The sequence below is a fragment of the Acidovorax delafieldii genome (genome assembly GCF_007993815.1).
Classification (GTDB): domain Bacteria; phylum Pseudomonadota; class Gammaproteobacteria; order Burkholderiales; family Burkholderiaceae_C; genus Acidovorax; species Acidovorax delafieldii.
Genome location: NZ_VJWE01000017.1, coordinates 233,257 through 256,034 on the forward strand (window position 1 = coordinate 233,257; position 22,778 = coordinate 256,034).

Below are 22,778 nucleotides of genomic sequence, written 5' to 3' on the forward strand. Positions count from 1 at the left end.
AGAACTAAAACCCAAAAAGAAGCGGGTTCACCGGCTTATTGGCTGGGTCTGAAGCCGCGTCGGCAAGGTGCGCGCAGAAACGGCACGTGAGCGCTGTGGGCGGCGGTTTTTGAGTAAAAACGGCCAGAGGCGCTAGTGCTAAATGCGCCAATAGCTATCAAATTTGTAGTGGTGAAAGGACGCACCCAGCCGTCCGTCGGATGCCGGAAGGACTGGGGAAATGGGCGCTTGCGGTGCACCCAGTGCGGTCAGAACGGCGTGACGGTGTTGAAGAACCGGCCCAGCCAGCCCATGGCCTGGGCTTCGTTTTGTGCGCCGCGTCCACGCGATTCGACGCGCACATTGGCGACCTGGGTCGAGTTCACGATGCTGCCGGGTTGCAGCGCGCGTGGGTCCACCGTGCCCGAAAAGCGCAGCACATCCACGTTCTGGTTCACGCCGATCTGCTTTTCGCCAGTGATGACCAGGTGGCCATTGGGCAGCACATCCACCACCGTGGCGGTGATGGAACCGGTGAAGGTGTTGGCGCTTTCGGTGCCGCCCTTGCCGGAGAACGCATTGCCCGAATTGGCGCCCACGCCCAGCTTGTCGGTGAAGGTCTTGCTGGTGAAGGGCAGGGCGGTCACGCCGGCAGAGACTTCGGAGGTGCGGTCCACCGTGGACGACGACTTCTGGCTGGCCGTCACGTTCTCCACGATCTGAATGGTCACGTTGTCGCCCACCAGGCGCGCGCGGCGGTCTTCAAAAGCGGGCCGGTAGCTGGCGTTGTGGAACAGCCCGCCCGTCACCGGGGGCGGGGTGCGCGGTGCAGCGGCGAGCGGGGGTGGGGTGGTGGGCAGGATGTCCACCGGCGGCGGTGGCGACAGGGTGGCGCAGCCGGCACACAGCAGTGCTGCGCCCAGCGCGGGGATACCCGCACGCAGCGAGCCAAGTGCCTGCAGCAGGCGAAGAGGGCGTGTGAAAGTGCGCATGGCGAAGGTCCTGGGCAAAAGCGCGAGGGGCTTTTCGGTCACAACTGGGCGAGCTTGGCCAGCATCTGGTCCGAGGTCTGGATGGCCTTGGAATTCATCTCGTAGGCGCGCTGGGTCTGGATCATGGTGACCAGCTCTTCCACCACGTTGACGTTGGAGGCTTCCAGAAACCCCTGCTTGATGATGCCCAGGCCGTTCGTGCCGGGGGTGCCCTGCTGGGGCTGGCCGGACGCAGCGGATTCCTTGAACAGGTTTTGCCCGATGGGCTCCAGGCCGGCCGGGTTGATGAAGCTGGCCATGGCCAGGTTGCCCACGGTCTGCGGCTGTGTGTTGCCCGGCACCGTGACTGCCACGGCACCTTCGGCGCTGATGGTGATGCTGGTGGCGTTGGCCGGAATGGTGATGCCGTTGACCACGGGAAGTCCGCTGGACGTGACCATGCGGCCCTGCGCATCGACCTGGAACGAGCCGTCGCGGGTGTAGCCCACGGTGCCATCGGGCATGGTCACTTCAAAGAAGCCGTTGCCGTTGATGGCGACATCCAGGTTGTTCTTGGACTCCTGCAGGCTGCCCTGCATGAAGTTGCGGCTGGTGGCCACCGTGCGCACGCCCAGGCCCAGGTGCAGGCCGGTGGGCAGCTGGTTTTGTTCGGTGGTGTTGGCACCCACCTGGCGCAGGTTCTGGTAGATCAGGTCTTCGAACACCGCGTTGTTGCGCTTGTAGCCCGTGGTGGAGACGTTGGCCAGGTTGTGCGAGATGACGTCGAGCTGGGTCTGCTGGGCAGACATGCCGGTCTTGGCGATCCAGAGGGAGTTGATCATGGTGCTTCCTTATGGCGGGTGCGTGCTGGGGGTGGCAGCGGCATCAGCCGTTCATGCTCAGCAGCTGGCTGGCGGTCTTGTCGTTGGTTTCGGCGGTCTGCAGCAGCTTCATCTGCTGCTCGAACTGGCGCGATGCAGCGATCATCCCGACCATGCATTCGACCGGATTCACGTTCGAGCCTTCCAGCGCGCCCGACAGCATGCGCGCGTTGGCGTCGTTGGGCATGGGGTCGCCCGACGTGGTGCGAAACAGCCCGTCGTCGCCGCGCTTGAGCGGGTCTTCCGGCGTGGGGGTGCCCAGCTTGAGGCGGCCAATGGCCTGGGCGGGCTGGCCCGGGATCTTGGAGGTCACGGTACCGTCCGACCCGAGCGACACATCGGCACCGGGCGGCACGTCGATGGGCGCTCCGCCATCGGACAACACGGGCAGGCCGGTGGGAGTGAGCAGCTGGCCGGTGGCCGACACCTCAAAGCTGCCCGCACGGGTGTAGGCCTCGGTGCCGTCCAGCCCCTGCACTGCAAACCAGGCATTGCCGGCCGCCATGGCGTCGAGGTTGCGGCCGGTGCGTTGCACAGGGCCGGGGGTGTTGACGTAGCCCGAGGTGGCCTCCAGCGCAAACACGCGCGTCTTGGCGCCGTCGCCTTGCAGCGGCACCGAGCGGAAGGTGGACATCTCGGCGCGGAACCCGCCGGTGGACACGTTGGCGAGGTTGTTGGACAGCACCGCCTGCCGGTGGGCAGCGGCGTTGGCGCCTGTCATCGAGGTGTAGATGATGCGGTCCATGGGGGATCTCCGGTGTCCTGGGCGGGTTCAGTGGGGGTTCAACCGGTCAGCGCAGGTTCACCAGGGTGGACATCACCTGATCTTGCGTCTTGATGGTCTGTGCGTTCGCCTGGTAGGCGCGCTGGGCAGTCATCATGTTCACCAGCTCGGCCGTGAGGTCCACGTTGGAGTCTTCCAGGGCGCCCGAGCGCAGCGAGCCAAAGCTGCCATCCGTGGCGGTGCCGACGACGGGCTGGCCCGACTCGAACGTGGCCACCCAGTTGTTGCTGCCCACCGAGGCCAGGCCCTGCGTATTGCGGAAGCTCGACAGCGCCAGCTGGCCCTCGGCACGCGTCACGCCGTTGGAATAACGGGTCATGATCATCCCGTTGTTCTCGATGTTGATGCCGGTCAGCTCGCCCGAGGTGTAGCCGTCCTGGCTCAGGTTGGACACCGCAAACTTCTTGCCGAACTGCGTCACCTTGTCCAGGCTCACGTCCACGGTATAGGTGGGCAGGTTATTGGGGTTGGGCGGCGTGGGGTTGATGGTGAGCGGCAGCGAAAAGCCCGTGGCGGGTGGCGTGGCCACCGGGCCGGTGATGGCGCCGTTGTTGTCGAACGTGATCTGGCCGATGGGCGTGGCCACCACGGGCGGCACAGCGGTGGGGTCGTCCAGGGCGTCGTATACGTCCCAGGTGTTGGCGGTGGCGGTTTTCTGAAAGTACAGGCTCACCGGTTTGGCCACGCCCTGGCTGTCGAACACGTTGATCGACGTGCCATAGGTGGCGCGCGGCGTGGCCGGGATGGGGGGCGTGGCTGCGGGGTTACCCGCCGCGTCGGTGGCGCGGGCGTCCAGGTTGAAGGCCGCCGTGATCTTGGTGGTCTGCTTGGCGGGAATTGGCTCGGCGGTCGGGAACACCATGGGGATGGGGTCGGTGCCGGTGCGCAGACCCGTCACCGGGTCTACCGGGTAGCCCATCACCGACGCGTTGTCGTTGGTGATCATGTTGCCTTCCTTGTCCAGCTTGAAGTTGCCGGAGCGGGTGTAGGCGGCGGTGCCATCGGGCAGCGTGAGGGTGAAGAACCCATTGCCATTGATGGCCACGTCCAGGCTGTTGCCGGTGATGGTCAGGTTGCCCTGGGTGAATTGCTGCGCCACGGCGCCCACTTCTACGCCGATGCCTGCATTGGAGCCCCCTGCAGAGCCGATGGCAGAGGCCACCATCTCGGCAAACTCGGCCCGCGAGGCCTTGAACCCGACGGTGTTGGAGTTGGCAATGTTGTGCCCGATGACATCGAGGTTCTTGCTGGCGGCGTTCAAGCCGGACAGGCCTTGCTGAAAACTCATGGTGTTCTCCTGTTGACGCGATACGAAGCAGGCTGGTGTTACACCAAGGCCTTGATCTGGCTGTAGTTGATGGTTTTGCCGTTGGACAGGCTCAGCACCAGCTGTCCGTCCTCGGCACCTGCGGCCGTCACCTTGGCAAGGTTCAGTGCGGTGGAGTCCAGCTTGGTGGAGCCATTGACGGCCGTCACGCGGAACTGCAGCCCATCGGTGGAGCCGGTGTACTGGCTGGCGTCCCAGTCGAAGGTGTGGCGGCCCGCCGCCTTGGCACCCAGGTCGATGGTGTCCACCACCTGCCCGCCTGCGGTCGTGACCTCGATCTTCACGTTGGTGGCGGCCGAGCCCAGCTCGAAGCCGCCCTTGCCGGTCTTGTCCGCCACCGCCAGGCTGGAGCCCTCGGTCAGCACATTGCGGCCCACCAGGGCTGTGCCCTGCATGACCTGCAGCGAGTTGAACTGCGAAGCCATGCTCTGCATGGTCTGGTTCAGTTGCTGGATGCCGGTCACCGTGTTGATCTGCGCGATCTGCGAAGTCATCTGGGCGTTGTCCAGGGGGTTCATCGGGTCCTGGTTGTTCAGCTGCGCAACCAGCAGTTTCAAAAAGCGGTCTTGCGCGGCAGCCGGGTCGGTGGACGCGTTGGCCTTGGTGCTGGACGAGTCCGTCACCGTGGGGGCGTTGGTGGCACTGAGAATCATGGTGGTGTCCTTCTTGGAGCAGGCTCTTGCCTTACTGGCCCATCTGCAGGGTTTTGAGGAGTAGCGACTTGGCCGTGTTCATGACCTCGACGTTGTTCTGGTACGAGCGCGAGGCAGAGATCATGTTGACCATCTCCTCAACCGCGTTGACGTTGGAGTGCGTCACATACCCCTGCTCGTCGGCCGACGGGTGGCTGGGGTCGTGCACGCGGCGGCCCGGCACATTGCTTTCGCTGACACCGCTGACCTTGACGCCCGCAGAGCTGTCGGCCCCCATGGGCGCTGTCTGGAACACCACCTGGCGTGCCTTGTAGGCCTGACCATCGGGGCCTGCCACGGCGTCCACATTGGCCAGGTTGCTGGCCACCACGTTGAGCCGCTGCGACTGCGCACTGATGGCGCTGCCCGATACGTTGAAAATCGAAAACATGGACATGGGGTGGCTCGCTTTCTGCGCTGCGGGGCTGGCTGGTTATTGGCCCTGGATGGCGCTGAGCATGGTTTTGGCGTTGCCGTTGATGAACCGCAGCGTGGCTTCATAGCGCACGGCGTTGTCCACGAAGTTGGCACGCTCGCGGTCCAGGTCCACCGAGTTGTTGTCCAGGCTCGGTTGGGTTTGCACCGCATAGCCAAGGGCGCCTTGCCGGTCGATGCTGGTGCTGGAATTCACGGTGGGCAGCGGAATATGGTGCGGATCGGTCGTGCCTGCGGTTCCGTACGAGCCTCCGGTTGCCAGCCGCGTGACCGCTGCGCCGGCAGTGCCTGTGGCGGAAGAAGTCATGCCTGTGGCCTCGCGCAGCGCGTCGCCGAACTTGAAGTCGCGTGCCACATAGCCAGGGGTGTCGGCGTTGGCAATGTTGCTGGCGATGGCGCGCTGACGTTCCCCACGCAGCACCAGGGCGTTGCCGTGAAAATTCAGCTGGTTGGTCATCTTGTCAAGCATGTGTGCCTCACACCGTCGGTTGCAAAGTCGCCATCCCCGGGGGGCTTTTGGCGTGGCTCGATTATGGAAACCGCGCCCTTTTTCTAAAGCGCGAAGAAGTGGCAAATGGATGCGCAGTTCCGGGTTTTGCGTCCGGGTCATCTGCCTATAGTTCCAGGGGTGAAATGGCCCCTGCCTTCCGTAGCACCCCGTGCGCGGGCAGCCTGGCCAGCCGATGCCCAGGAGGCCCCTATGACCGCCCACTTCCTTTTCTCTGACGCCAACACCGACGCCGCGCTGTGCGGCGCCACCCGGCAGTCGCACGTTGTGCGTGCCGGCGCCTTGGTGCGTACGTTCTGCCTGGTGGGTGCATTGGCTGTGGCTGCGCTGGGCCCCCATGGTGTTGCGCACGCCCAGTCGGCGGCAGACCCCGCGGCGGACCTGGGGCCGCTTACCCAGCGCTGGCTGGACGATGCGTTGGCCCGCAATCCGTCCTCCGCGCTGCCACTGCGTATGGAAGTGAGTGTTGGCTCACTGGATTCGCGCCTGCGGCTGGCGCCCTGTGCGCGCGTTGAACCCTATCTGCCCGTAGGTGCCCGCCTGTGGGGCCGGACCCGTCTGGGGCTGCGCTGCGTGGAGGGCGCCACCGCATGGAACGTGTTTTTGCCCGTCACCATCAAGGCGTTTGGCCCAGCCTGGGTGTTGACCAACAATGTGGCGCCCGGTGCCGTGTTGACGGCCAATGACGCCACAGAGGCCGAAGTGGACTGGGCGGCCGATTCCTCTCCCGTCATGGCCAATCCCGAGCTGTGGGTAGGGCAGACCGCGGCCCGCCAACTGGTGGCGGGGCAGGCGGTGCGCCAGGCCATGGTGCGTGCCCCCTTGCTGTTCAAGGCCGGTGCCCAGGTGAAAGTGGTGGCCCAGGGGCCAGGCTATGCGGTCAGTTCTGCGGGCCAGGCGTTGACCGCAGGCTCTGCCGGGCAGACTGTGCGCGTGCGCATGGAGAATGGCCGAATCGTAAGTGGAACTGTGAATGATTCTGGGACAGTGGATGTCACTCTGTGATGACGCCCCGGTAATAAATGGCTAAAGTCCGGGCCAAATGGGTCGAAAACATTGCTACTGATGCCCCACATCCAACGGGGTGGTGGAGAGAGCGATGAAGATAGGTCAAACACCGGAACTGCCGGGCGGGTTGCCGCCGACGGGGCTTGCCAAGCAAGCCAAGGCCCCAGCCAGCGCTGCTGAAGGAGCCACCAAGGACGCACTGATGGCGTCATCCGCCGGTGTGCCTGTCACTGTGTCCACCGCGGCCCGGGCGCTCAGCCCTGCCACCCGCAGCACGGCAGATTTTGACGCAGGCAAGGTCAAGGCAGTGCGCGCTGCCATCGAAAAGGGCGAATTCTCGGTCGACGCCGAAGCCATTGCCGACAAGCTGTTGTCCAACGCCCAGGAGATCCTGTCCCGCTCGCGGGGTTGACCGGCGTTTTGCTCCCGGGCGCAATCCATTGCACAATGCGCCATGTCTCTGGAAGAATCTCTCTCGGCTGTTGAGCAGCTGATCGAACAAGTCTCTGCCGCACTTCTCGCGGCCGACCCCACCTCCCTGGAAAAAAACAGCGCGGCCTTGCGTGATGCAGCGGCCGATTTCTCGCGTGCGCTGGAGCAGGCGGCCGCGCGGGGGTTGCCCTTGCCAGCGTCGCTGCAAAAGCGCGCGGATGCGATCCGCAGCATGCTGATCCTGCACCGTGAAAGCCTGGCCCGGCTTGCTGCCAGCACGGACCGCCAAGCCGCCGGCCTGTTGCCCCCCAATGCGGCGGCTACCTATGGCGATGGCCTGGGGGCGCGCGGAGCCGCGCCGGGTGTGGCGCGCATCTACCGCTCTGCAGGCTGAGCGGCATCCATTGTTCTGAAGGGGTTGTGGGCCCGGTCGCGAAAAGCGGCGGCCCGTAACCCGACCCTCCGCAACGACCTGTGCGGCGCCTGTTGTCCGCCGGTGGGGGCGCTCAGTGCGCGCGCATCTTGGCCCGCAGCCGGGCAATGGACTGGCTGTGCAGCTGGCACACGCGCGACTCGGTGACGCCCAGCACGGCGGCAATTTCCTTGAGGTTCATGTCATGTTCGTAGTACATGCCCATGATGTGCTGCTCGCGCTCCGGCAGGGTTTTGATGGCGTTGACCAGTGACGTCTTGAGCCGTTGATCACGCAGCAGCTCCACCGGGTCAGCCGCACTGTCGGCAACGTGGCGGTCCAGAAACCCATCCTCGTCATCGTTGCCATGCGTCATGTCTTCGAGGTACACCAGCTGGGTGCCCCGGACCTTGCCCAGCAGATTCTGGTAGTCCGCCAGGCTCATGCCCATTTCGCTGGCTATTTCGGACTCCAGCGGGCTGCGTCCCAGCTTTTGCTCCAGCCGGTGCACAGCGTGTTCAATGTCTTTCTGGCTCTTGCGCGAGCTGCGGCTCATCCAGTCGCCCTCGCGCAGCTCGTCGAGCATGGCGCCCCGGATGCGCTGGGTGGCAAAGGTTTCAAACTGCACGCCCTGCGCCACTTCATAGCGCGACAGGGCTTCGGCCAGCCCCATCATGCCGACCTGTATCAAGTCATCCAGTTCGACATTGGGAGGCAGCTTGGCGATCATGTGGTGCGCAATCCTCCGGACCAGCGGTACATGCTGGCGGATCATGGCATCGCGATCAAGCTGGCCTTTGGCGGTGTACATAGAGAGGGTGTTATGCACTGGTAGGGCGGGTATGCGATCTTGTTCTGGAGCCGCTTGGGGGTGCCATCACCCGATCTTTTTCCGCCGCCCGGGGCCAGCAACTTGCCAGACCGTGGGGAGCGTTTCGGGTCAACGTGCGTACGTAGAGGTGCATCACAGGCTCTGGTCAGTGGCTCCGGACAAAATGCGCAGGCATGCCTGTCAAGTTGCTGGGTGTCAGCGCAGCCAGCGCTCCGTTCATAGTGCCCGCATTTTCCAGCAGTTGCAAGGCCAGGCGCTGAAGCTCCTGGGGGTTCTGCGTGGCAATAGTGGTGGTTCGTATCGGGCCGCCCAGATGGCGCTCGGCACATGCCTGCAAGGTCATCAGTTGGGACTGGGCCTTGCGGCGTTCGGCGGCGGTGTTGCCGTGCAGCAAAGCGGCCACCATGCAGGGCAAGCCAGTGTGCAGCGCAATCTGCTTGAGGCTCTTGTAGCTGGTCATCACGCCCGCTGCGCCACTGCCCATGACCACCAGCGGCACCGTAGCCGTGTGGGTGAGCAGGGGCCCCAGGGTGGAGGCTGGTGCGTGAATCACCATGAGGCCGTAAGTCCTGAAGCAGGGCAGCAAGCTTTCCATGGGCGAGCGTGTGCTGTCGCTGGCCTTGCGGCTCAGATGCTGCAGCCCCTTGGCCGCTGGAATCACGGCGAGGGAGGATGCGGTGGCGCCCAGGTTCAGGCTGGCGCCGTCATTCCACGTGGCATGTTGCAGCAGGTGCAGCAGCCCGGGGCTGTCGTCGGACTCCTGCGCCGTGCCGTCGAGCACCACCACCGGATAGCCCAGCCGCTGCAGGCTGGCGCAGATCTGCCATAGCGTTTCCAGGCCGCTCGCCGTGTTGCCCTGGCTGGCGACTGCCAGCAGCCGCAGCTCTGCCTGCGGGGTGAGGCTGTGCAGGCTGGCCGCCTGGTGAAAACCCAGATCAAGCATCGACCAGCCCCCCCTCCGTCACGGTGTCAGGAGAGTGCGAGAAGAAGAAGTTCAGGTCCGTGGCCTTGGGGTCGAAAGCCGACTTCGCCGGCGACCGCATGGAGGCGCTGATGAGCTGGTGGGCGTTGGCACGCTCCCAGTCCTCGGGCACGCGCTGGCCGTTGGTCACGCCGCGCAGCACCATCTGGTGGCGGATCAGTGCGTCGATGGCGGGCCCCAGCTTCACGGCCTCGTCCACCTTGGACAGGATGGCCTGTTGCGAGCCGTCGGTTTTGAAGGCGGTCAGCACGTCATCCAGCGTGTCGCCATGGCAGCCGGCGTTGAGCACGAGCAGGCGGTTCACATGGGGCAGGTCCAGCACATCCAGCATGTCGCGCTTGCGGGGGTCCCTGGGGGCCACGCCGGTGGTGTCGATCAACACCATTTTCTTGCCGCTGAGCAGGCCCAGCAGGTCTTGCAGCGCGGCACGGTCGTGCGCCAGGTGGGCCACGATGCCCAGCATGCGCCCGTAAGTGCGCAGTTGTTCGTGCGCGCCCACACGGTAGGTGTCCAGTGTGATCAGCCCCACACTGCCGGGGCCGTGGATGCGGGCGCACATGGCAGCCAGCTTGGCGGTGGTGGTGGTCTTGCCCACACCCGTAGAGCCCACCATGGCGAAGATGCCGCCCTGTTCATAAAGGGGGGGATCGGTCTGGTCGGTCTTGAGGTTGCGTTCCAGCACCTCCATCAGCCAGCGCACCGATTCGCCCGCCGACAGGTCTTCGGGCATGCGTTCGAGCACGGCGCGGGCCAGCGATGGGGAGTATCCGGCACGGATCATCTTCAGCATCAGGTTGGACTGGATCGGGTTCTGGCGCGCCTGCCCCAGCCAGGCCAGCGTGTTGAAGCGGTCTTCGATCAGCTCTTTCATCGCGTGCAGCTCGTTCATCACGCTCTGCTGGTTGTTCGACTGGATCAGGTGGGCGCTGGGAGCTTCCTGTCGACGGCGCGGTGGCTCGGGCGGGATGTCCATCGGGATGGTGCGCAGCGGGTTGTGGCGCGCCACCGAGGGCGCGGGCATGCGTTCACGTTCTGGTTCCTGGTCGCGGCTGCGTTCAGACAGTGTCTGGGGTTCCGAGGGACCATTCAGTGCCTCGTGGCGGCGGCGCAGCATGCGTTCGCGCACATAGTCCTGGAACGACAGCGTGCTCATGGCCAGCTGTTCGGTGTCTTCCTCGACCGGGTTGCGTCCCAGGCCCGACGCTGCTGCCAATTGGCTGGCGCGCTGTGGGGTGCTGCGCGCAGTGCTGGGCGCCAGCAGGGGCGGATTGGACGAAGCGGTGGGCGCACCACCGTCCAGAGCCGACAGCGTGTCCTCGGCCGTGGCCACCACTTCCACGCCGTTGGCCGTGGGGCGGTTGGACAGAATCAGCGTGCCGTCGCCAAAGGCCATGCGCGCCTTGGCCAGAGCCTCCCGGGAGGTGGGGGCGGTAAAGCGTTTGATGTTCATGCTGATGCACCTTTAAGGATCGGCCCAATACGGATGGTGTGGGTCTCTGGAATTTCACTGTGTGCCAGCACCTGCAGGCGGGGCGCTACGCGGCGCACCAGGCGGGAGATGGCATTGCGGATCTGGTCGGGAACCAGCAGGCAGGCGGGCAGGCCCATCTCTTCCTGCTTGAGGGCCACTTCGGCGGCCTTTTGTGTGAGGATGTCGGCCACGCCGGGGTCGAGCGCGGGGCCTGCCGTGTTGCCCAGGGCTTGCACCAGCAGGCGCTCCAGGCCGGGCTCGATGGCAATGACGTTGAGCTCGCGGGTGGGGCCGTAGATCTGCTGGACGATGGCGGGCGAGAGCGCAATGCGCACGCGGCGGGCCAGCTCGACGGGGTCCGAGACGCCACCAGCATGCTCGGCCAGCGTTTCGATGATGGTGCGGATATCGCGGATGTGCACAGACTCTTCCAGCAGCAGCTGGAGGACTTTCTGGAACGTTGCGATGGAGACCATTTTCGGGACCACTTCTTCGATGAGCTTGGGGGCCAGCTTGGCCACGTGTTCCACCAGTTGCTGCGTTTCCGTGCGACTGAGGAGCTTGGCGGCTTGCACTTGCATCAAGTGTGACAAATGGGTGGCCATCACGGTTTCGGAATCAACGACGGTAAAACCGGCCATTTGTGCGGCTTCCTTTTGCCGATCGTCGATCCAGTGTGCTGGCAGGCCAAAGGCAGGGTCGGTGGTGGCCGTGCCGATCAGCGGCGTGGTGATGCCGCCGGGATTGATGGCCAGGAACATGCCAGGGAAGGCTTCGCCCTCGCCCACCACCACGCCGCGCAGCGTGATGCGGTAGCCGCTGGGCTTGAGTTCGAGGTTGTCACGTACGTGCACGGCAGGGGGCAGGAAGCCGACTTCCTGTGCAAACTTGCGGCGCACGCCCTTGATGCGGGTGAGCAGGTCGCCCTGGCGGCTCTTGTCCACCAGGCTGATGAGGCGATAGCCCAGTTCCAGGCCCAGCAGGTCCACGGGCTGCAAGTCGTCCCAGGTGGCTTCGCCATCGGTGGCGGGTGGCGGTGGGGCTTCGACCACCGGGGGAACCTTCTGGCGTTCGTACATCACCCAGGCGCCGTAACCCAGCAGGCTGCCCATGGTCAGGAACACCACATGTGGCATGCCGGGGATCAAACCCAGCAGGATCAGGATGCCTGCCGTCACACCCAGCACGCGGGGCGACATGAACAGCTGCTGAACGATCTGGCGGCCCATGTCGTGGTCCTTGCCCACGCGCGAGATCACCATGGCGGCTGCCACCGAAATCAGCAGGCCGGGAATCTGTGCCACCAGCGCGTCGCCAATGGCCAGCAGGATGTAGCTGTCTGCGGCCTGCTTGGCCGACAGGTCGTGTTGCAACACACCAATGGCGAAGCCGCCAATGATGTTGATGAGCAGGATCAGGATGCCCGCCACGGCGTCTCCGCGAACGAACTTGGACGCCCCGTCCATGGAGCCGAAGAAGTTGGCTTCTTCCGCCACTTCGGCACGGCGACGCTTGGCTTCTTTTTCGTCGATCAGGCCGGCATTCAGGTCGGCATCCACCGCCATCTGCTTGCCGGGCATGGCGTCCAGGGTGAAGCGCGCCGACACTTCGGCAATGCGCTCGGCGCCCTTGGTGATCACCACGAAGTTGATCACTACGAGGATCGCAAAAACGATCAGGCCGACGGCGAAGTTGCCGCCGATCAGGAAGTGGCCGAAGGCCTCGATCACTGCACCGGCTGCGCCAGGGCCCTGGTGGCCTTCGAGCAGCACCACGCGCGTAGAGGCCACGTTCAGCGACAGGCGCATCAGTGTAGTCAGCAGCAGCACCGAGGGGAATGCCGCGAAGTCCAGCGGACGCAGCATGTACGCCGCCACCATCATCACCATCAGCGCGACGGCGATGTTGAGCGTGAAAAATGCATCCAGCAGCCACGGGGGGATGGGCAGCACCATCAGCGCCAGAATCGCCACCACCAGCAGTGGTGCCGACAGGCCCTGCAGGGCGCTGGCATTGGTGCCCGCCCATTGCTGCAAAGACTTTACGGAGGTGTTCATACGGCAGCACCTTGCACCGTGGTGCGGTTCAGCGGATCGAGTTCAGGCGGCACGAAAGGCTCCACCAGGCTGTCGGGCATGCGGCCTTCGCCACGCAGGGCCGCCTTGAGGCGGTACACATAGGCCAGCACCTGGGCAACGGCGGTGTAGAGCGTCGCGGGGATGGCCTGGTCCAGCTCGGCATGGGCATACAGCGCACGGGCCAGCATCGGCGACTGCAGCACGGGCACGTTGTGCTCCTTGGCCACGTCGCGGATCTTCATGGCGATGAGGTCGGTGCCGCGCGAGATGACCTGGGGCGCACTCATGGTCTTCTCGTCGTATTTGAGGGCCACGGCGTAGTGGGTGGGGTTCATCACCACAAAGTCGGCCTTGGGGACGGCACCTACGCTGGCCCGGTCGGCGATCTCGCGCTGCTTCTGGCGGATGCGGCCCTTGGTGTGGGGGTTGCCGTCAGACTCCTTGTGCTCCTGCTTGACTTCCTCGTGCGACATCTTCAGTCGTTCCTTGAAGAAGAACGCCTGCAAAGGCACATCCACCAAGGCAGCCAGAAACACGACCAGCAGCAACAGGCTCATGCCCGAGGTCAGCCAGTCTGCAATCTGGCGAATGGCCAGCGGCGAGGGTTGCAGCACCAGCATGGCGACCGTTTCGAGGCTGTTGCCCAGGAACTTCCAGGCCACGTAGGTCAGGATGGCGGTCATCAGCACCATCTTGGCCACGTTGGCCATCTGCTGCTTGGAAAACAGGTTGGCCAGTCCGGAGATCGGGTTGAGTCGGTTGAACTGCGGTGTGATGGGCTTGGCACTGAGAATCCAGCCGCCCGCCCCGATGGCGCTGATCAGCCCCGCAGCGCTGGTGAGGGTGGCAAACACCGTGCTGGCCACCAAGCCCACGATGACCATGTCCTGCAGCCGCGAGAGCATGGTGCCTGGCGCCATCACCGTGGCCGCATTGAACGCCAGCTGCTGGCTCATGGCCCACTGCATGCGGTCCATCAGCTGTGGGGCCAGCAGCAGCATGCATGCGGCGCCCGCGCCCAGGATGGCCAGGTGCGACAAGTCGCGCGAGCGTGCCCCTTGGCCATCTTCGCGCGCTTTTTGCAGCTTGCGTTCTGACGCGGGGAGGCTTTTTTCTTGGCTGGATTCCATGGTGGCATGACGGCTGGTGTCATGCCATTGTCGTGAGCGACCTGGAAATCTAAAGGCTGATAAGGGGGCTGCAGCCCCCTCTTTTCGGTGGTGCCTGGGGTGTGTCTAGTGGCGGTTCTGTGTCTGACCCGCACCGTGGATTGCTGCCATTATTCTCAAAAAATGATAGCAATCAAGGCATATTGCACTAGCGCCCCAGGGCTGCCGGACTGAAAACGGAGCGTCAGAAGCCCAGACTGGCCAGCAGGTCGTCCACCTGGGACTGGTCGGTGACCACGTCGGGGGTGTTCTCCGGGTCCACCACCGGGCCCTGAAGATGCGCTGCGCGGGCGGGCTCGGCAGGCACCTGGGCGCTGGGCGGAGCCGTCTGGATGAGCAGTTGCACCAGCTGCTCTTCAATGGTGGCTGCCAGGTTCACCACGCGCGCAATCACCTGGCCGGTGAGGTCGTGAAAATCCTGCGCCATCATGATTTCGGTGAGGTGCGTGTCGGCTTCCTTGGTCACGCGCTCCACGTCGGTCAGAAAGTTGAAGATCTCGCCTTTGGCCACGGCCGCCACCGGGTCCGCCACCAGCGAGTTGACGACCCGGCGCGTTTCCGCCGCAATGTAGTCGTGCTGGGCCTTGGCCTGTTCGACGCGGTTGAGCACCTTCTCGGCCGCTTCCCCCGTCAGGCGGGCGATATAGGAAAGTCGGCTCTGTGCGTCGGGCAGCTCGCCCATGGAGCCGCGCAGCTTGTCGGCATAACCCAGCTCGTTGAGCGAATCGTGAAGCTGACGTGTCAGCAGGCCAATCTTGTGATGAACATCGGCAGGCTGGCTGTTGTCCGGTGTGTCGTCCATGGTGTCATAACCCCATCTTCTTCAGAATCAAGGTCACTTTCTCTTCCAGAGTTGCCTTGGTGAAGGGTTTGACGATGTAACCCGCAGCGCCCCCCTGGGCGGCGGCAACGATGTCTTCCTTGCGGGCTTCGGCGGTCACCATCAGGACGGGCAGGTGTTTGAGCTTGTCGTCCTTCTTGATCTCGGCCAGCAGCTGGAAGCCGTTCATGTTGGGCATGTTGATGTCGGTCACCACAAAGTCAAACTTGCTGTTGCGCAGCTTGTTGAGTGCGGCGACACCATCCTCGGCCTCGTCGGCGTCTGCAAACCCGCTCTCCTTGAGCAGGTTGCGAACGATGCGTCGCATGGTGGAGAAGTCGTCAACGATCAAAAAACGAAGGGCTGTGGTCACTTGGGACCCTTTCAGTCGAGATTTACTGTAAGCATTGTCATGGGTGGCAGGTTTGGTGACAAGTCGTAACTGTTACCTGCTTGGGGGGGGATTTTCCCGCTTTTCCGTCAACAGTTCTGTGGACGTGATTTCAGGAATCCCTTTGCCCATGAGCCGTTCTTCGGCCTCCCGGGTCAACACCGTGATGGTGATGCGCCGGTTGGAGGGGGAGCGTGGGTTCTTGGGGTCCAGCAGATCACTGGCGGCCAAGCCCACCACGCGGCCCAGTTTAGCGTCTGGCATGCCAGCAGAGACCAGTTCCCGCCGCGATGCGTTGGCGCGATCTGCCGATAGCTCCCAGTTGCTGTAACCCTTTTCGCTGTTGCCATAAGGTACGGCGTCGGTGTGGCCTGCAAGGCTGATGCGGTTTTCGACGCCACCGAGGGCTGCGCCAATTTCGCGCAGGATGTCGCGCATGTAGGGTTTTACCAACGCGCTACCGCTGTCGAACATGGGGCGGTTCTGGTCGTCGATGATCTGGATCTGCAACCCGTCGGGCGTGATGTCGATGCGGATCTGCGACTTGTACTCATTCAGGCGCGGGTTCTCGGTGATCAGCGCATCGATCTTGGCCTCCAGGGCCTTGATGCGTTCCTGGTCCTGCTTGGCGCGTTCTGCCCGTGCGGCATCGATGCTCATGCGGCGCTGCTTAGCTTCTTCCACATCGGAGCGGCGCACTTGGCCATGCACCTTGGCCAGATCGTTGCCGCCACCGGGGATGACGCTGGAGCTGTTGCCTGCACCGTCGCCTCCGGTCATCGCCACTTTGAGCGGCGAAGCGAAATATGCCGCAATGCCCTGCAGCTCACCTTTGGCCGTGGAGCCCAAAAGCCACATCAGCAAGAAGAACGCCATCATCGCCGTCACGAAGTCGGCATAAGCGATCTTCCAGGCGCCGCCATGCACCGCGTGGCCGCCTTTCTTAACGCGCTTGATGATGATGGGCTGGAGCTTCTTTTCTGCCATGGTGGTGGTGGGGCGTTACGGCGCGGCTACTGCATTCGCGGCAGCTGCTACTTCTTGCCCTTCACGTGTCCTTCCAGCTCCGAGAAGCTGGGGCGTACATTGGAGAACAGCACCTTGCGGCCAAACTCAATGGCGGTGGCCGGGTTGTAGCCCTGCATGCTGGCGAGCAGGGTGGACTTGATGCACTGCAGTTCCTTGGCGGCGTCCTCGGTCTTTTGCTCGACGAGTCCACCCAGGGGCTCGACCACGCCGTAGGCCAGCAAAATGCCCAGGAACGTCCCCACCAGCGCCGAGCCGATCATCCCACCCAGTACAGAGGGCGGCTGCCCCACCGAGCCCATGGTGTTCACCACGCCCAGCACGGCGGCCACGATCCCGAAGGCGGGCAGGGCGCCTGCCAACCGGGCCAGCGCAGCCACGGGAGCATGGGCCTCCTGGTGGTGGGTATCGATTTCGCTGTCCATCAGCGCCTCGATCTCGTGGGAATTGAGGTTGCCCGACACCATCATCCGCAGGTAATCGGTGGTGAATTCGATCACATGGTGGTCGCTGCCCACCGTGGGGTATTTCTTGAAGATCTCGGATTCGTGGGGCGCTTCCACATCCTTCTCAATGGCCATCAGCCCCTCTTTGCGGGCCTTCTGCAGGATGTCATAGAGCATCGCCATCAGCTCCATGTAGCGCTCTTTCGTGTATTTGGAACCCTTGAGCGCCATCGGCAGTGCGGCCAAGGTGGCCTTGATCACCTTGGGCTGGTTGTTCACCACAAACGCGCCCAGTGCGCCGCCCAAAATGGTGATGATCTCAAACGGCAGTGCCTTGAGAATCACGCTGATATTGCCTCCGTGCATGATGTACACACCGAAGATGCAGCCGAGGCAGACGACGTAACCGATGATGACAAACATGCTTTGTGCGGTATGAGGTACGGCTAATGGAGAAGCGCTGCCGACAATGCGCTCATTGAAGGAGCACCAGGACGCAAGCGCATTGTTCTTAAATGTATCGGATTGCAGGAGCCAGGGCCAATGACCGAATGGCTGTCAAAGCTATACACCTCACTCATGCTAGCGCACGGCGCGGGCAGGTGTTTCAAAAAAAAGAGGCCAAATTGGCCTCTTATGCTCTGTGGGTAGTCCGTAGCTGCGCACTTTTTTGAGACCCCGGCTTGTCCATCAGGTGCTCAACCCTTCAAAAGTGCCAGCACGCCCTGGGGAATCTGATTGGCCTGGGCCACCATCGCAGTGCCGGCCTGTTGCAGGATCTGAGCACGTGACAGGTTGGCAGTTTCAGCCGCAAAGTCGGCGTCTTGAATGCGACTGCGCGAGGCAGACATGTTTTCGGACGAAAGCTGCAAGTTCGAGATGGTGGTCTCGAATCTGGCTTGCAGGGCGCCAAAACTTGCTCGTTGACCGTTTACTGCCGCCAGTGCCGAATCGATGATCTTCAGCGCCTTGGTCGAACCATCGACAGTTGAAACGTCTATGACGTTCACTGCATTTAGCGTGGATGCGGTTGCCGTCACCGGAGGGGTACCAGTCAGGTTGGTGATGGCAAACCCTTTGTCGGAACTCATTTCCAGATAACCTGTGGCTGTTGCAAATCCGCCTGCGGGCGTGGCAGCAACACCCGCAACAAACGTTGGGGTGCCTGTGGATGCCGAGGTTGCTGCGTCATAGGCTCCCACTGCGATAGTGTTGCCCGCCAATGAGTTGTTTTGAATCTGGATATTTGCACCCGACTCATTGATGAGCACAACACCATCGCCTGCGTCGTTGAGTTTCGCCGTGATGCCGGTTTGTGACGATACGTCGTTGAATCCCTTGATGGCCTCTGCAAGCCCGCCGGCGGTGGCTCCGGCAGCTGAGACGCTAAATGTCACGTTGGCGGCTGTCGTGTTATCTCCCTTGACTGCCAGCGAGTAAGAGCCACCTGCCACGAAGGTTGTCAGGTTGACCTGGTTGCGTGCCGATGCGGAGACACCGGTGGATTCAGACAATGCATTGATCTTGGCCGCAGCAGTCGCCATCGTGTCAGTCGGCGTGAGGGTCACTGTTTTCGTTTGCAGCCCGGCGACGTCAAAGGTGCCTGTCAGTGCGGTTGGTGCCGCTGCCGCCGTGACGACGACGGGTGCCGATTGCTTGAGCTGTGCGCCATACGTCGTGGTGCGGAAATTGCCCGTGGTGGCTGTGATGGTCTGGTTGGCATTGGCGCCCACCTGGAACGTAGCGGAGCCGAACGAGCCGTCCAGCAGCTTCTGGCCATTGAACTCCGTAGTCACCGAAATGCGATCCAGCTCCGACAGCAGCTGGCCCACTTCGGCCTGAATCGCCTTGCGGTCGCCTGCGGAATTGGATGCATTGGCGGATTGGACGGACAATTCGCGCACGCGCTGCAAAATGTTGCTGGCCCCCGCCAGCGCACCTTCTGCGACCTGGGCCAGGGAAATGCCGTCGTTGGCATTACGCACCGCCTGGTTGAGGCCGCGAATCTGGGTGGTAAAGCGCTCCGAAATGGCCAAGCCGGCAGCGTCATCTTTGGCGCTGTTGATGCGCAGACCCGACGACAGGCGCTGGATGGACGTGCTGAGCGATGCCTGGCTCATGCCCAGATTGCGCTGGGCGGTCAGGGAGCTGACGTTGGTATTGATAGTGGCTGCCATGGATATGCTCCTTAAAGGCTTGAAAAACCAAATCTGCGCCGGTAGAAGCCCCACCGTCCGGCAGACAAGACGGGAACGATGGGTGAATTGTGAAAGTCAGGCGTTGTGAGCAGTGGCGGGATAAAGCGCACAAAAACCCTGCAACTTGTGCGTTTCGCCCTAAAGTTTTCGCCGCAGCGTCCGAAAACATTTGCAACGGGACGTAAATGCCCGCCGTTCATCAGAAGGCCATGTCGGCGCTGTGAACCGTATGGCCGGGTGCCTTGCCTGGCATCAGGTTGGCGGCAACGCCATGTTCAGTCAGTTCTTTTCAGGAGATTTGCAAATGGCAGCTACCATCAACACCAACGTCAGTTCCCTGACCGCCCAGCGTAATCTGGGCATGAGCCAGGCATCGCTCAGCACGTCCATCCAGCGCCTGTCGTCGGGCTTGCGCATCAACAGCGCGAAAGATGACGCTGCCGGTTTGGCGATTTCCGAGCGTTTCACCTCTCAGATCCGAGGCCTGAATCAAGCGGTGCGCAATGCCAATGACGGTATCTCTTTGGCGCAAACAGCTGAAGGCTCGCTCAAGGCCTCTGGCGATATCCTGCAGCGTGTGCGCGAGCTTTCCGTACAGTCTGCCAACGCCACCAACTCGGCAGGTGACCGTAAGGCGATCCAGGCCGAAGTAGGTCAGTTACTGTCAGAACTTGACCGCATTTCCACCACGACGGAATTCAACGGCCAGAAGCTGCTCGACGGCTCGTTCGGCTCCGCTACGTTTCAGGTGGGTGCCAATGCCAACCAGACCATTACGGCCACCACAGGTAACTTCCGCACGACGACGTATGGCGCGCAAATCAATAACAGTAAGCTGGTGGAAGCGGCTGCAACGGCCACAGCCTTGACCGGGACTGTGATCGTCGCGGGTTTGCAAACCAAGACGGCGACCCTGGGTGCCACTGATACTGCTGCGACGGCTGCCGCTGCTATCAACGCCCTGTCTGACGCCACCGGCGTCACCGCTTCGGCACGCAACGTCTCTGAACTCAAGTTTGCTGCGGCGGGTGCGGTGTCTCTTGAAGTTAAGGGTGATAACGCTACTGCGGCGAACGTAACGTTCAATGTGTCGGCCAATACGGCTGCGGGGTTGGCCGAGGCAGTCAAGGCGTTCAACGACGTTTCTTCGCAGACGGGTATCACCGCCAAACTAAATACCGCAGCGGACGGTATTGTCCTGACCAATGAGGCAGGGGCCGATATTAATTTGAAGAACACCACCGCTACCGGTGGCCCTGGTATCACGCTTGCGGCACAGAATGCTGAGGCAGCCACTACCCCAACCTTTGGCACGGCCTTTGCCGCTGCGGCGGCAGGTGGTACGGCCGTGTCTCGAGGCACGCTGGAATTTTCATCTGACAAGGGTTACTCGGTGACTGGTACTTCGGCGCTTGCGTCAACGACAGCGGCATCCTCGCTGAAGGCGGTTAACACTATCGACGTTTCCACTGTGGATGGTTCTACCAAAGCACTCAAAATCATTGATGCCGCACTCTCGTCCGTTAATGGTCAGCGCGCCAGCTTCGGTGCCCTGCAGTCGCGCTTTGAAACCACGGTGAATAACTTGCAAAGTACCTCCGAGAACATGTCTGCTTCGCGCGGTCGCATTCAGGATGCCGACTTTGCAGCGGAAACCGCCAACCTGTCGCGCTCTCAGATCCTGCAGCAGGCTGGTACGGCAATGGTGGCCCAGGCCAACCAGTTGCCACAAGGTGTGTTGGCCCTGCTGCGCTAATCACTCTTTGGCTGCAGGCTAATCAGATAGGGTAGGTTCTTTGAACAAGCCCTTCCTCTCTCAAAGCGGAGGCGATTTGATCGCCTCCGCTTTCCGCTTTTTGCCAATCGTGCGGCAACGCGGTAGATTGATGCGTTTCTTGGGGGCTTATCGGCGGGATGCAATGGGCCAAAGGCTCGGATAATTTCTGTTGATTCAGCTCGACACGGATTCAGGAGGTGAGATATGGCTAGCTTTTCATCCATAGGCATTGGCCTCGGCGGCAACGTTGACGTCAATGGGTTGATCAAGGCGTCGGTGGATGCGGTCAAAGTTCCGATCACCAAGACCAACGGCCTGAATCAGCAGGCTGCCATGACGAATGCCAAGGTGTCTGCCTTTGGCCAATTCAAGTCCCTGGTTTCCACGCTTGCTGATGCCGCTAGCAAGCTCGCCAGCGTCACAGGCTGGAATGGGGTGAGCGCCACATCGTCCAAATCCGATGCGGTGTCGGTTTCTGCCGTGGGTGGTGCTGCCGCCACATCTTTCAACGTGCAGGTTCAGAACTTGGCCAAGGCGCAATCTACTATTTCGGTGGCGTTGTCGCCCGTCAGTCAGGCCGTCGGGGCGGGCACATTGACCTTTGATATTGGCAAGTGGTCCGGGGAGCCCAAGGTGTTCACTCTGGGCGGCGCGGGAACTGTCAACGTCGAAATCAGCGCGACAGATACGCTGGGGGACGTGGCGAGCAAAATCAACGGATCCAAAGCGGGCGTCACAGCCACGGTGTTGAGTGATGCTTCCGGTGAGCGCCTGATGTTGCGCAGCACCTCGACGGGCGAAGATGCCGGGTATCGGATGAGTGCGGTGGATGCCGACGGCAACATGGCAGACTCTGCGGGGCTGTCGCGGCTGGTCGTGGGCGGCACGACCGAGTACGCCGCGAACGCGAATGCGACCGTCAATGGTGTTGCCGTCACCTCAGCCACGAATTCCTTTTCCAACACCGTTGCCGGGGTGACCTTTACGGCTTTGCAGGTCACAACAGGGGATGTTGCCATCACCGTGGCCAAGGACAACTCTGCCGTGAAGAAGAATGTAGAGGCCTTCGTGAGCGCGTACAACGCGATCAATCAGGCACTGAATGAGGTCACGAAGTACGACGCAGGCACCAAGACGGCGGGTTTGCTGCAAGGGGACAGTGCTGCTGTTACCCTGCAGAACACCTTGCGCGCGGCGCTGCAGTCCGTCAACAGCTCGGGTGCGCTGCGCAATCTGTCTGCAGTGGGGGTGGTGTCGGAAGGTGGACTGGGTAACGTGTCGCCGACTGGGAATTTGACACTGGATGCGACCAAATTCAACAAGGCAATGGAAAACCCTGATGACGTCAAAACCTTCTTCCGCGGCGCGGATGGTGGCAGTGTGGGAGATGGCTTTGCGGGGAAGTTCAAGAGCTTCACGGACAAATTGCTGGCAAGCGACGGGTTCTTTGCAAGCAAGGCAAAAATCTATGAGCAATCCCTCAAGCTCAATGCCAAGGATGTGGAGACGATCAATGATCGTGCGGATCGCCTGGAAAAGAGCTTGACGGCGCGCTTCAGTGCGCTGGATACAAAGATGTCGAGCTTGAATGCCTTGAACGCGTACATCTCGCAGCAGGTGACTGCCTGGAATAAATCATCGGGTTGAGCGCTTCAGTTTTTTTGGCTGTGGCCGATAACTAAAGTAATACTCGCAAGGACTTTCAGCATGTTCAGCGCCTACAGCCCCCGTACAGCCAACGCCTACCAGCGCATCAACGTAGAAACCAGCATGCACACGATCGACCAGCACCAGTTGGTCAGTCTGTTGTATGAGGGTGTTCTCAATTCCATTGCAACAGCGCGGGGCGCTTTGGCGCGTGGCGATGTGTTGGGCAAGGTAACCAGTATTTCCAAAGCCATCCGTATCCTTGAGGAGGGCTTAAACACAGCGCTTGACAGAGTGGATGGTGGCGCACTGGCGGAGAACCTGGGTGCGCTTTATGACTACTGCATCCATCGCCTTACGCTGGCCAATGCCCGTAACGACGACGCCATGATGCAAGAAGTCATGCGCCTGATCGAGCCCGTGGCAACCGGGTGGAATGAAATCAAGAAATCGGGTGCCGGTGCTTCCGAAACGCCCGCCTCGGGCCAGCCCGTGCTGGTGGAGGCCTGACC

At 62.3% G+C, this 22,778-nt stretch carries 23 protein-coding genes; 6 read left to right on the top strand and 17 right to left on the bottom strand.

Features of this window, described 5'->3' with window-relative positions; genetic code table 11:
* Window positions 1-248: 248 nt before the first annotated feature.
* Genes ATF69_RS20605 through ATF69_RS20635 form a run of 7 tightly spaced genes read right to left on the bottom strand, consistent with a single transcriptional unit; the run spans window position 249 to window position 5,538 of the window.
* The gene (locus ATF69_RS20605) at window positions 249-971 is read right to left on the bottom strand and encodes a flagellar basal body L-ring protein FlgH (protein WP_055398313.1); all 723 of its coding nucleotides are present in this window, start codon (window positions 969-971) and stop codon (window positions 249-251) included.
* Between the two features lie 38 nt (window positions 972-1,009).
* Window positions 1,010-1,792, bottom strand: coding sequence for a flagellar basal-body rod protein FlgG (gene flgG / locus ATF69_RS20610; protein ID WP_110961860.1), 783 nt, complete (start codon window positions 1,790-1,792; stop codon window positions 1,010-1,012).
* Window positions 1,793-1,835: 43 nt separating this feature from the next.
* Complete coding sequence (gene flgF, locus ATF69_RS20615; protein WP_056065654.1) at window positions 1,836-2,576, bottom strand: flagellar basal-body rod protein FlgF; 741 nt, start codon at window positions 2,574-2,576, stop codon at window positions 1,836-1,838.
* A 46-nt stretch (window positions 2,577-2,622) separates the two neighbouring features.
* The gene (gene flgE, locus ATF69_RS20620) at window positions 2,623-3,903 is read right to left on the bottom strand and encodes a flagellar hook protein FlgE (protein ID WP_056065656.1); all 1,281 of its coding nucleotides are present in this window, start codon (window positions 3,901-3,903) and stop codon (window positions 2,623-2,625) included.
* Between the two features lie 38 nt (window positions 3,904-3,941).
* Window positions 3,942-4,595 (bottom strand): flagellar hook assembly protein FlgD, encoded by a 654-nt coding sequence (locus tag ATF69_RS20625; protein WP_056065659.1) that lies wholly within the window; start codon window positions 4,593-4,595, stop codon window positions 3,942-3,944.
* A 31-nt stretch (window positions 4,596-4,626) separates the two neighbouring features.
* Window positions 4,627-5,031 (bottom strand): flagellar basal body rod protein FlgC, encoded by a 405-nt coding sequence (flgC, locus tag ATF69_RS20630; protein ID WP_056065662.1) that lies wholly within the window; start codon window positions 5,029-5,031, stop codon window positions 4,627-4,629.
* 36 nt (window positions 5,032-5,067) lie between these two features.
* Window positions 5,068-5,538 (bottom strand): flagellar basal body rod protein FlgB, encoded by a 471-nt coding sequence (locus tag ATF69_RS20635; protein WP_056065666.1) that lies wholly within the window; start codon window positions 5,536-5,538, stop codon window positions 5,068-5,070.
* Between the two features lie 231 nt (window positions 5,539-5,769).
* Between ATF69_RS20635 and flgA the strand changes: the two genes are divergently transcribed.
* The 3 genes from flgA (at window position 5,770) to ATF69_RS20650 (ending at window position 7,411) form a co-directional block, all read left to right on the top strand.
* On the top strand, window positions 5,770-6,582 hold the full coding sequence (flgA, locus tag ATF69_RS20640) for a flagellar basal body P-ring formation chaperone FlgA (RefSeq protein WP_244303778.1): 813 nt from the start codon (window positions 5,770-5,772) through the stop codon (window positions 6,580-6,582).
* A 94-nt stretch (window positions 6,583-6,676) separates the two neighbouring features.
* Window positions 6,677-6,997, top strand: a complete 321-nt coding sequence (gene flgM / locus ATF69_RS20645; RefSeq protein ID WP_056065669.1) for a flagellar biosynthesis anti-sigma factor FlgM — start codon at window positions 6,677-6,679, stop codon at window positions 6,995-6,997.
* Between the two features lie 42 nt (window positions 6,998-7,039).
* A complete protein-coding gene (locus tag ATF69_RS20650; RefSeq protein ID WP_146872120.1) occupies window positions 7,040-7,411 on the top strand; it encodes a hypothetical protein in 372 nt (123 codons plus the stop codon).
* Between the two features lie 112 nt (window positions 7,412-7,523).
* Here the strand turns inward: ATF69_RS20650 and ATF69_RS20655 are convergent, their stop codons facing one another.
* From ATF69_RS20655 to ATF69_RS20700, 10 genes are all read right to left on the bottom strand, one after another.
* A complete protein-coding gene (locus ATF69_RS20655) occupies window positions 7,524-8,240 on the bottom strand; it encodes an RNA polymerase sigma factor FliA (RefSeq protein ID WP_056065675.1) in 717 nt (238 codons plus the stop codon).
* Window positions 8,241-8,406: 166 nt separating this feature from the next.
* Window positions 8,407-9,204: a hypothetical protein gene (locus ATF69_RS20660; RefSeq protein WP_056748013.1), complete on the bottom strand. Its 798-nt coding sequence runs from the start codon at window positions 9,202-9,204 to the stop codon at window positions 8,407-8,409.
* Window positions 9,197-10,693: a flagellar biosynthesis GTPase FlhF gene (gene flhF / locus ATF69_RS20665; RefSeq protein ID WP_146872121.1), complete on the bottom strand. Its 1,497-nt coding sequence runs from the start codon at window positions 10,691-10,693 to the stop codon at window positions 9,197-9,199. Before flhF ends, ATF69_RS20660 begins: the two co-directional genes overlap by 8 nt.
* Window positions 10,690-12,771, bottom strand: a complete 2,082-nt coding sequence (gene flhA / locus ATF69_RS20670; RefSeq protein ID WP_056065684.1) for a flagellar biosynthesis protein FlhA — start codon at window positions 12,769-12,771, stop codon at window positions 10,690-10,692. Before flhA ends, flhF begins: the two co-directional genes overlap by 4 nt.
* Window positions 12,768-13,922, bottom strand: a complete 1,155-nt coding sequence (locus ATF69_RS20675; RefSeq protein ID WP_056065689.1) for an EscU/YscU/HrcU family type III secretion system export apparatus switch protein — start codon at window positions 13,920-13,922, stop codon at window positions 12,768-12,770. The genes flhA and ATF69_RS20675 overlap by 4 nt, the downstream gene beginning before the upstream one ends.
* A 223-nt stretch (window positions 13,923-14,145) precedes the next feature.
* Complete coding sequence (locus tag ATF69_RS20680) at window positions 14,146-14,763, bottom strand: protein phosphatase CheZ (protein ID WP_056065691.1); 618 nt, start codon at window positions 14,761-14,763, stop codon at window positions 14,146-14,148.
* Window positions 14,764-14,767: 4 nt separating this feature from the next.
* Window positions 14,768-15,154 (bottom strand): chemotaxis response regulator CheY, encoded by a 387-nt coding sequence (cheY, locus tag ATF69_RS20685; protein ID WP_010466076.1) that lies wholly within the window; start codon window positions 15,152-15,154, stop codon window positions 14,768-14,770.
* A gap of 72 nt (window positions 15,155-15,226) precedes the next feature.
* Window positions 15,227-16,159: a flagellar motor protein MotB gene (gene motB / locus ATF69_RS20690; protein ID WP_056065694.1), complete on the bottom strand. Its 933-nt coding sequence runs from the start codon at window positions 16,157-16,159 to the stop codon at window positions 15,227-15,229.
* 47 nt (window positions 16,160-16,206) lie between these two features.
* The gene (motA, locus tag ATF69_RS20695; RefSeq protein ID WP_056065696.1) at window positions 16,207-17,067 is read right to left on the bottom strand and encodes a flagellar motor stator protein MotA; all 861 of its coding nucleotides are present in this window, start codon (window positions 17,065-17,067) and stop codon (window positions 16,207-16,209) included.
* A gap of 275 nt (window positions 17,068-17,342) precedes the next feature.
* Complete coding sequence (locus tag ATF69_RS20700) at window positions 17,343-18,821, bottom strand: flagellin N-terminal helical domain-containing protein (protein WP_146872122.1); 1,479 nt, start codon at window positions 18,819-18,821, stop codon at window positions 17,343-17,345.
* Window positions 18,822-19,146: 325 nt separating this feature from the next.
* Between ATF69_RS20700 and ATF69_RS20705 the strand changes: the two genes are divergently transcribed.
* The 3 genes from ATF69_RS20705 (at window position 19,147) to fliS (ending at window position 22,776) form a co-directional block, all read left to right on the top strand.
* A complete protein-coding gene (locus ATF69_RS20705; protein WP_146872123.1) occupies window positions 19,147-20,598 on the top strand; it encodes a flagellin N-terminal helical domain-containing protein in 1,452 nt (483 codons plus the stop codon).
* A 225-nt stretch (window positions 20,599-20,823) separates the two neighbouring features.
* Complete coding sequence (fliD, locus tag ATF69_RS20710; protein ID WP_146872124.1) at window positions 20,824-22,266, top strand: flagellar filament capping protein FliD; 1,443 nt, start codon at window positions 20,824-20,826, stop codon at window positions 22,264-22,266.
* Between the two features lie 60 nt (window positions 22,267-22,326).
* Window positions 22,327-22,776: a flagellar export chaperone FliS gene (gene fliS / locus ATF69_RS20715; protein WP_121941107.1), complete on the top strand. Its 450-nt coding sequence runs from the start codon at window positions 22,327-22,329 to the stop codon at window positions 22,774-22,776.
* Window positions 22,777-22,778: the final 2 nt, after the last annotated feature.

What these genes read in the sequence shown, in the direction of transcription:
- ATF69_RS20605 (WP_055398313.1), bottom strand. Translation starts at nt 971, where the DNA reads ATGCGCACTTTCACACGCCCTCTTCGCCTGCTGCAGGCACTTGGCTCG.
- flgG (WP_110961860.1), bottom strand. Translation starts at nt 1,792, where the DNA reads ATGATCAACTCCCTCTGGATCGCCAAGACCGGCATGTCTGCCCAGCAG.
- flgF (WP_056065654.1), bottom strand. Translation starts at nt 2,576, where the DNA reads ATGGACCGCATCATCTACACCTCGATGACAGGCGCCAACGCCGCTGCC.
- flgE (WP_056065656.1), bottom strand. Translation starts at nt 3,903, where the DNA reads ATGAGTTTTCAGCAAGGCCTGTCCGGCTTGAACGCCGCCAGCAAGAAC.
- ATF69_RS20625 (WP_056065659.1), bottom strand. Translation starts at nt 4,595, where the DNA reads ATGATTCTCAGTGCCACCAACGCCCCCACGGTGACGGACTCGTCCAGC.
- flgC (WP_056065662.1), bottom strand. Translation starts at nt 5,031, where the DNA reads ATGTCCATGTTTTCGATTTTCAACGTATCGGGCAGCGCCATCAGTGCG.
- ATF69_RS20635 (WP_056065666.1), bottom strand. Translation starts at nt 5,538, where the DNA reads ATGCTTGACAAGATGACCAACCAGCTGAATTTTCACGGCAACGCCCTG.
- flgA (WP_244303778.1), top strand. Translation starts at nt 5,770, where the DNA reads ATGACCGCCCACTTCCTTTTCTCTGACGCCAACACCGACGCCGCGCTG.
- flgM (WP_056065669.1), top strand. Translation starts at nt 6,677, where the DNA reads ATGAAGATAGGTCAAACACCGGAACTGCCGGGCGGGTTGCCGCCGACG.
- ATF69_RS20650 (WP_146872120.1), top strand. Translation starts at nt 7,040, where the DNA reads ATGTCTCTGGAAGAATCTCTCTCGGCTGTTGAGCAGCTGATCGAACAA.
- ATF69_RS20655 (WP_056065675.1), bottom strand. Translation starts at nt 8,240, where the DNA reads ATGTACACCGCCAAAGGCCAGCTTGATCGCGATGCCATGATCCGCCAG.
- ATF69_RS20660 (WP_056748013.1), bottom strand. Translation starts at nt 9,204, where the DNA reads ATGCTTGATCTGGGTTTTCACCAGGCGGCCAGCCTGCACAGCCTCACC.
- flhF (WP_146872121.1), bottom strand. Translation starts at nt 10,693, where the DNA reads ATGAACATCAAACGCTTTACCGCCCCCACCTCCCGGGAGGCTCTGGCC.
- flhA (WP_056065684.1), bottom strand. Translation starts at nt 12,771, where the DNA reads ATGAACACCTCCGTAAAGTCTTTGCAGCAATGGGCGGGCACCAATGCC.
- ATF69_RS20675 (WP_056065689.1), bottom strand. Translation starts at nt 13,922, where the DNA reads ATGGAATCCAGCCAAGAAAAAAGCCTCCCCGCGTCAGAACGCAAGCTG.
- ATF69_RS20680 (WP_056065691.1), bottom strand. Translation starts at nt 14,763, where the DNA reads ATGGACGACACACCGGACAACAGCCAGCCTGCCGATGTTCATCACAAG.
- motB (WP_056065694.1), bottom strand. Translation starts at nt 16,159, where the DNA reads ATGGCAGAAAAGAAGCTCCAGCCCATCATCATCAAGCGCGTTAAGAAA.
- motA (WP_056065696.1), bottom strand. Translation starts at nt 17,067, where the DNA reads ATGTTTGTCATCATCGGTTACGTCGTCTGCCTCGGCTGCATCTTCGGT.
- ATF69_RS20700 (WP_146872122.1), bottom strand. Translation starts at nt 18,821, where the DNA reads ATGGCAGCCACTATCAATACCAACGTCAGCTCCCTGACCGCCCAGCGC.
- ATF69_RS20705 (WP_146872123.1), top strand. Translation starts at nt 19,147, where the DNA reads ATGGCAGCTACCATCAACACCAACGTCAGTTCCCTGACCGCCCAGCGT.
- fliD (WP_146872124.1), top strand. Translation starts at nt 20,824, where the DNA reads ATGGCTAGCTTTTCATCCATAGGCATTGGCCTCGGCGGCAACGTTGAC.
- fliS (WP_121941107.1), top strand. Translation starts at nt 22,327, where the DNA reads ATGTTCAGCGCCTACAGCCCCCGTACAGCCAACGCCTACCAGCGCATC.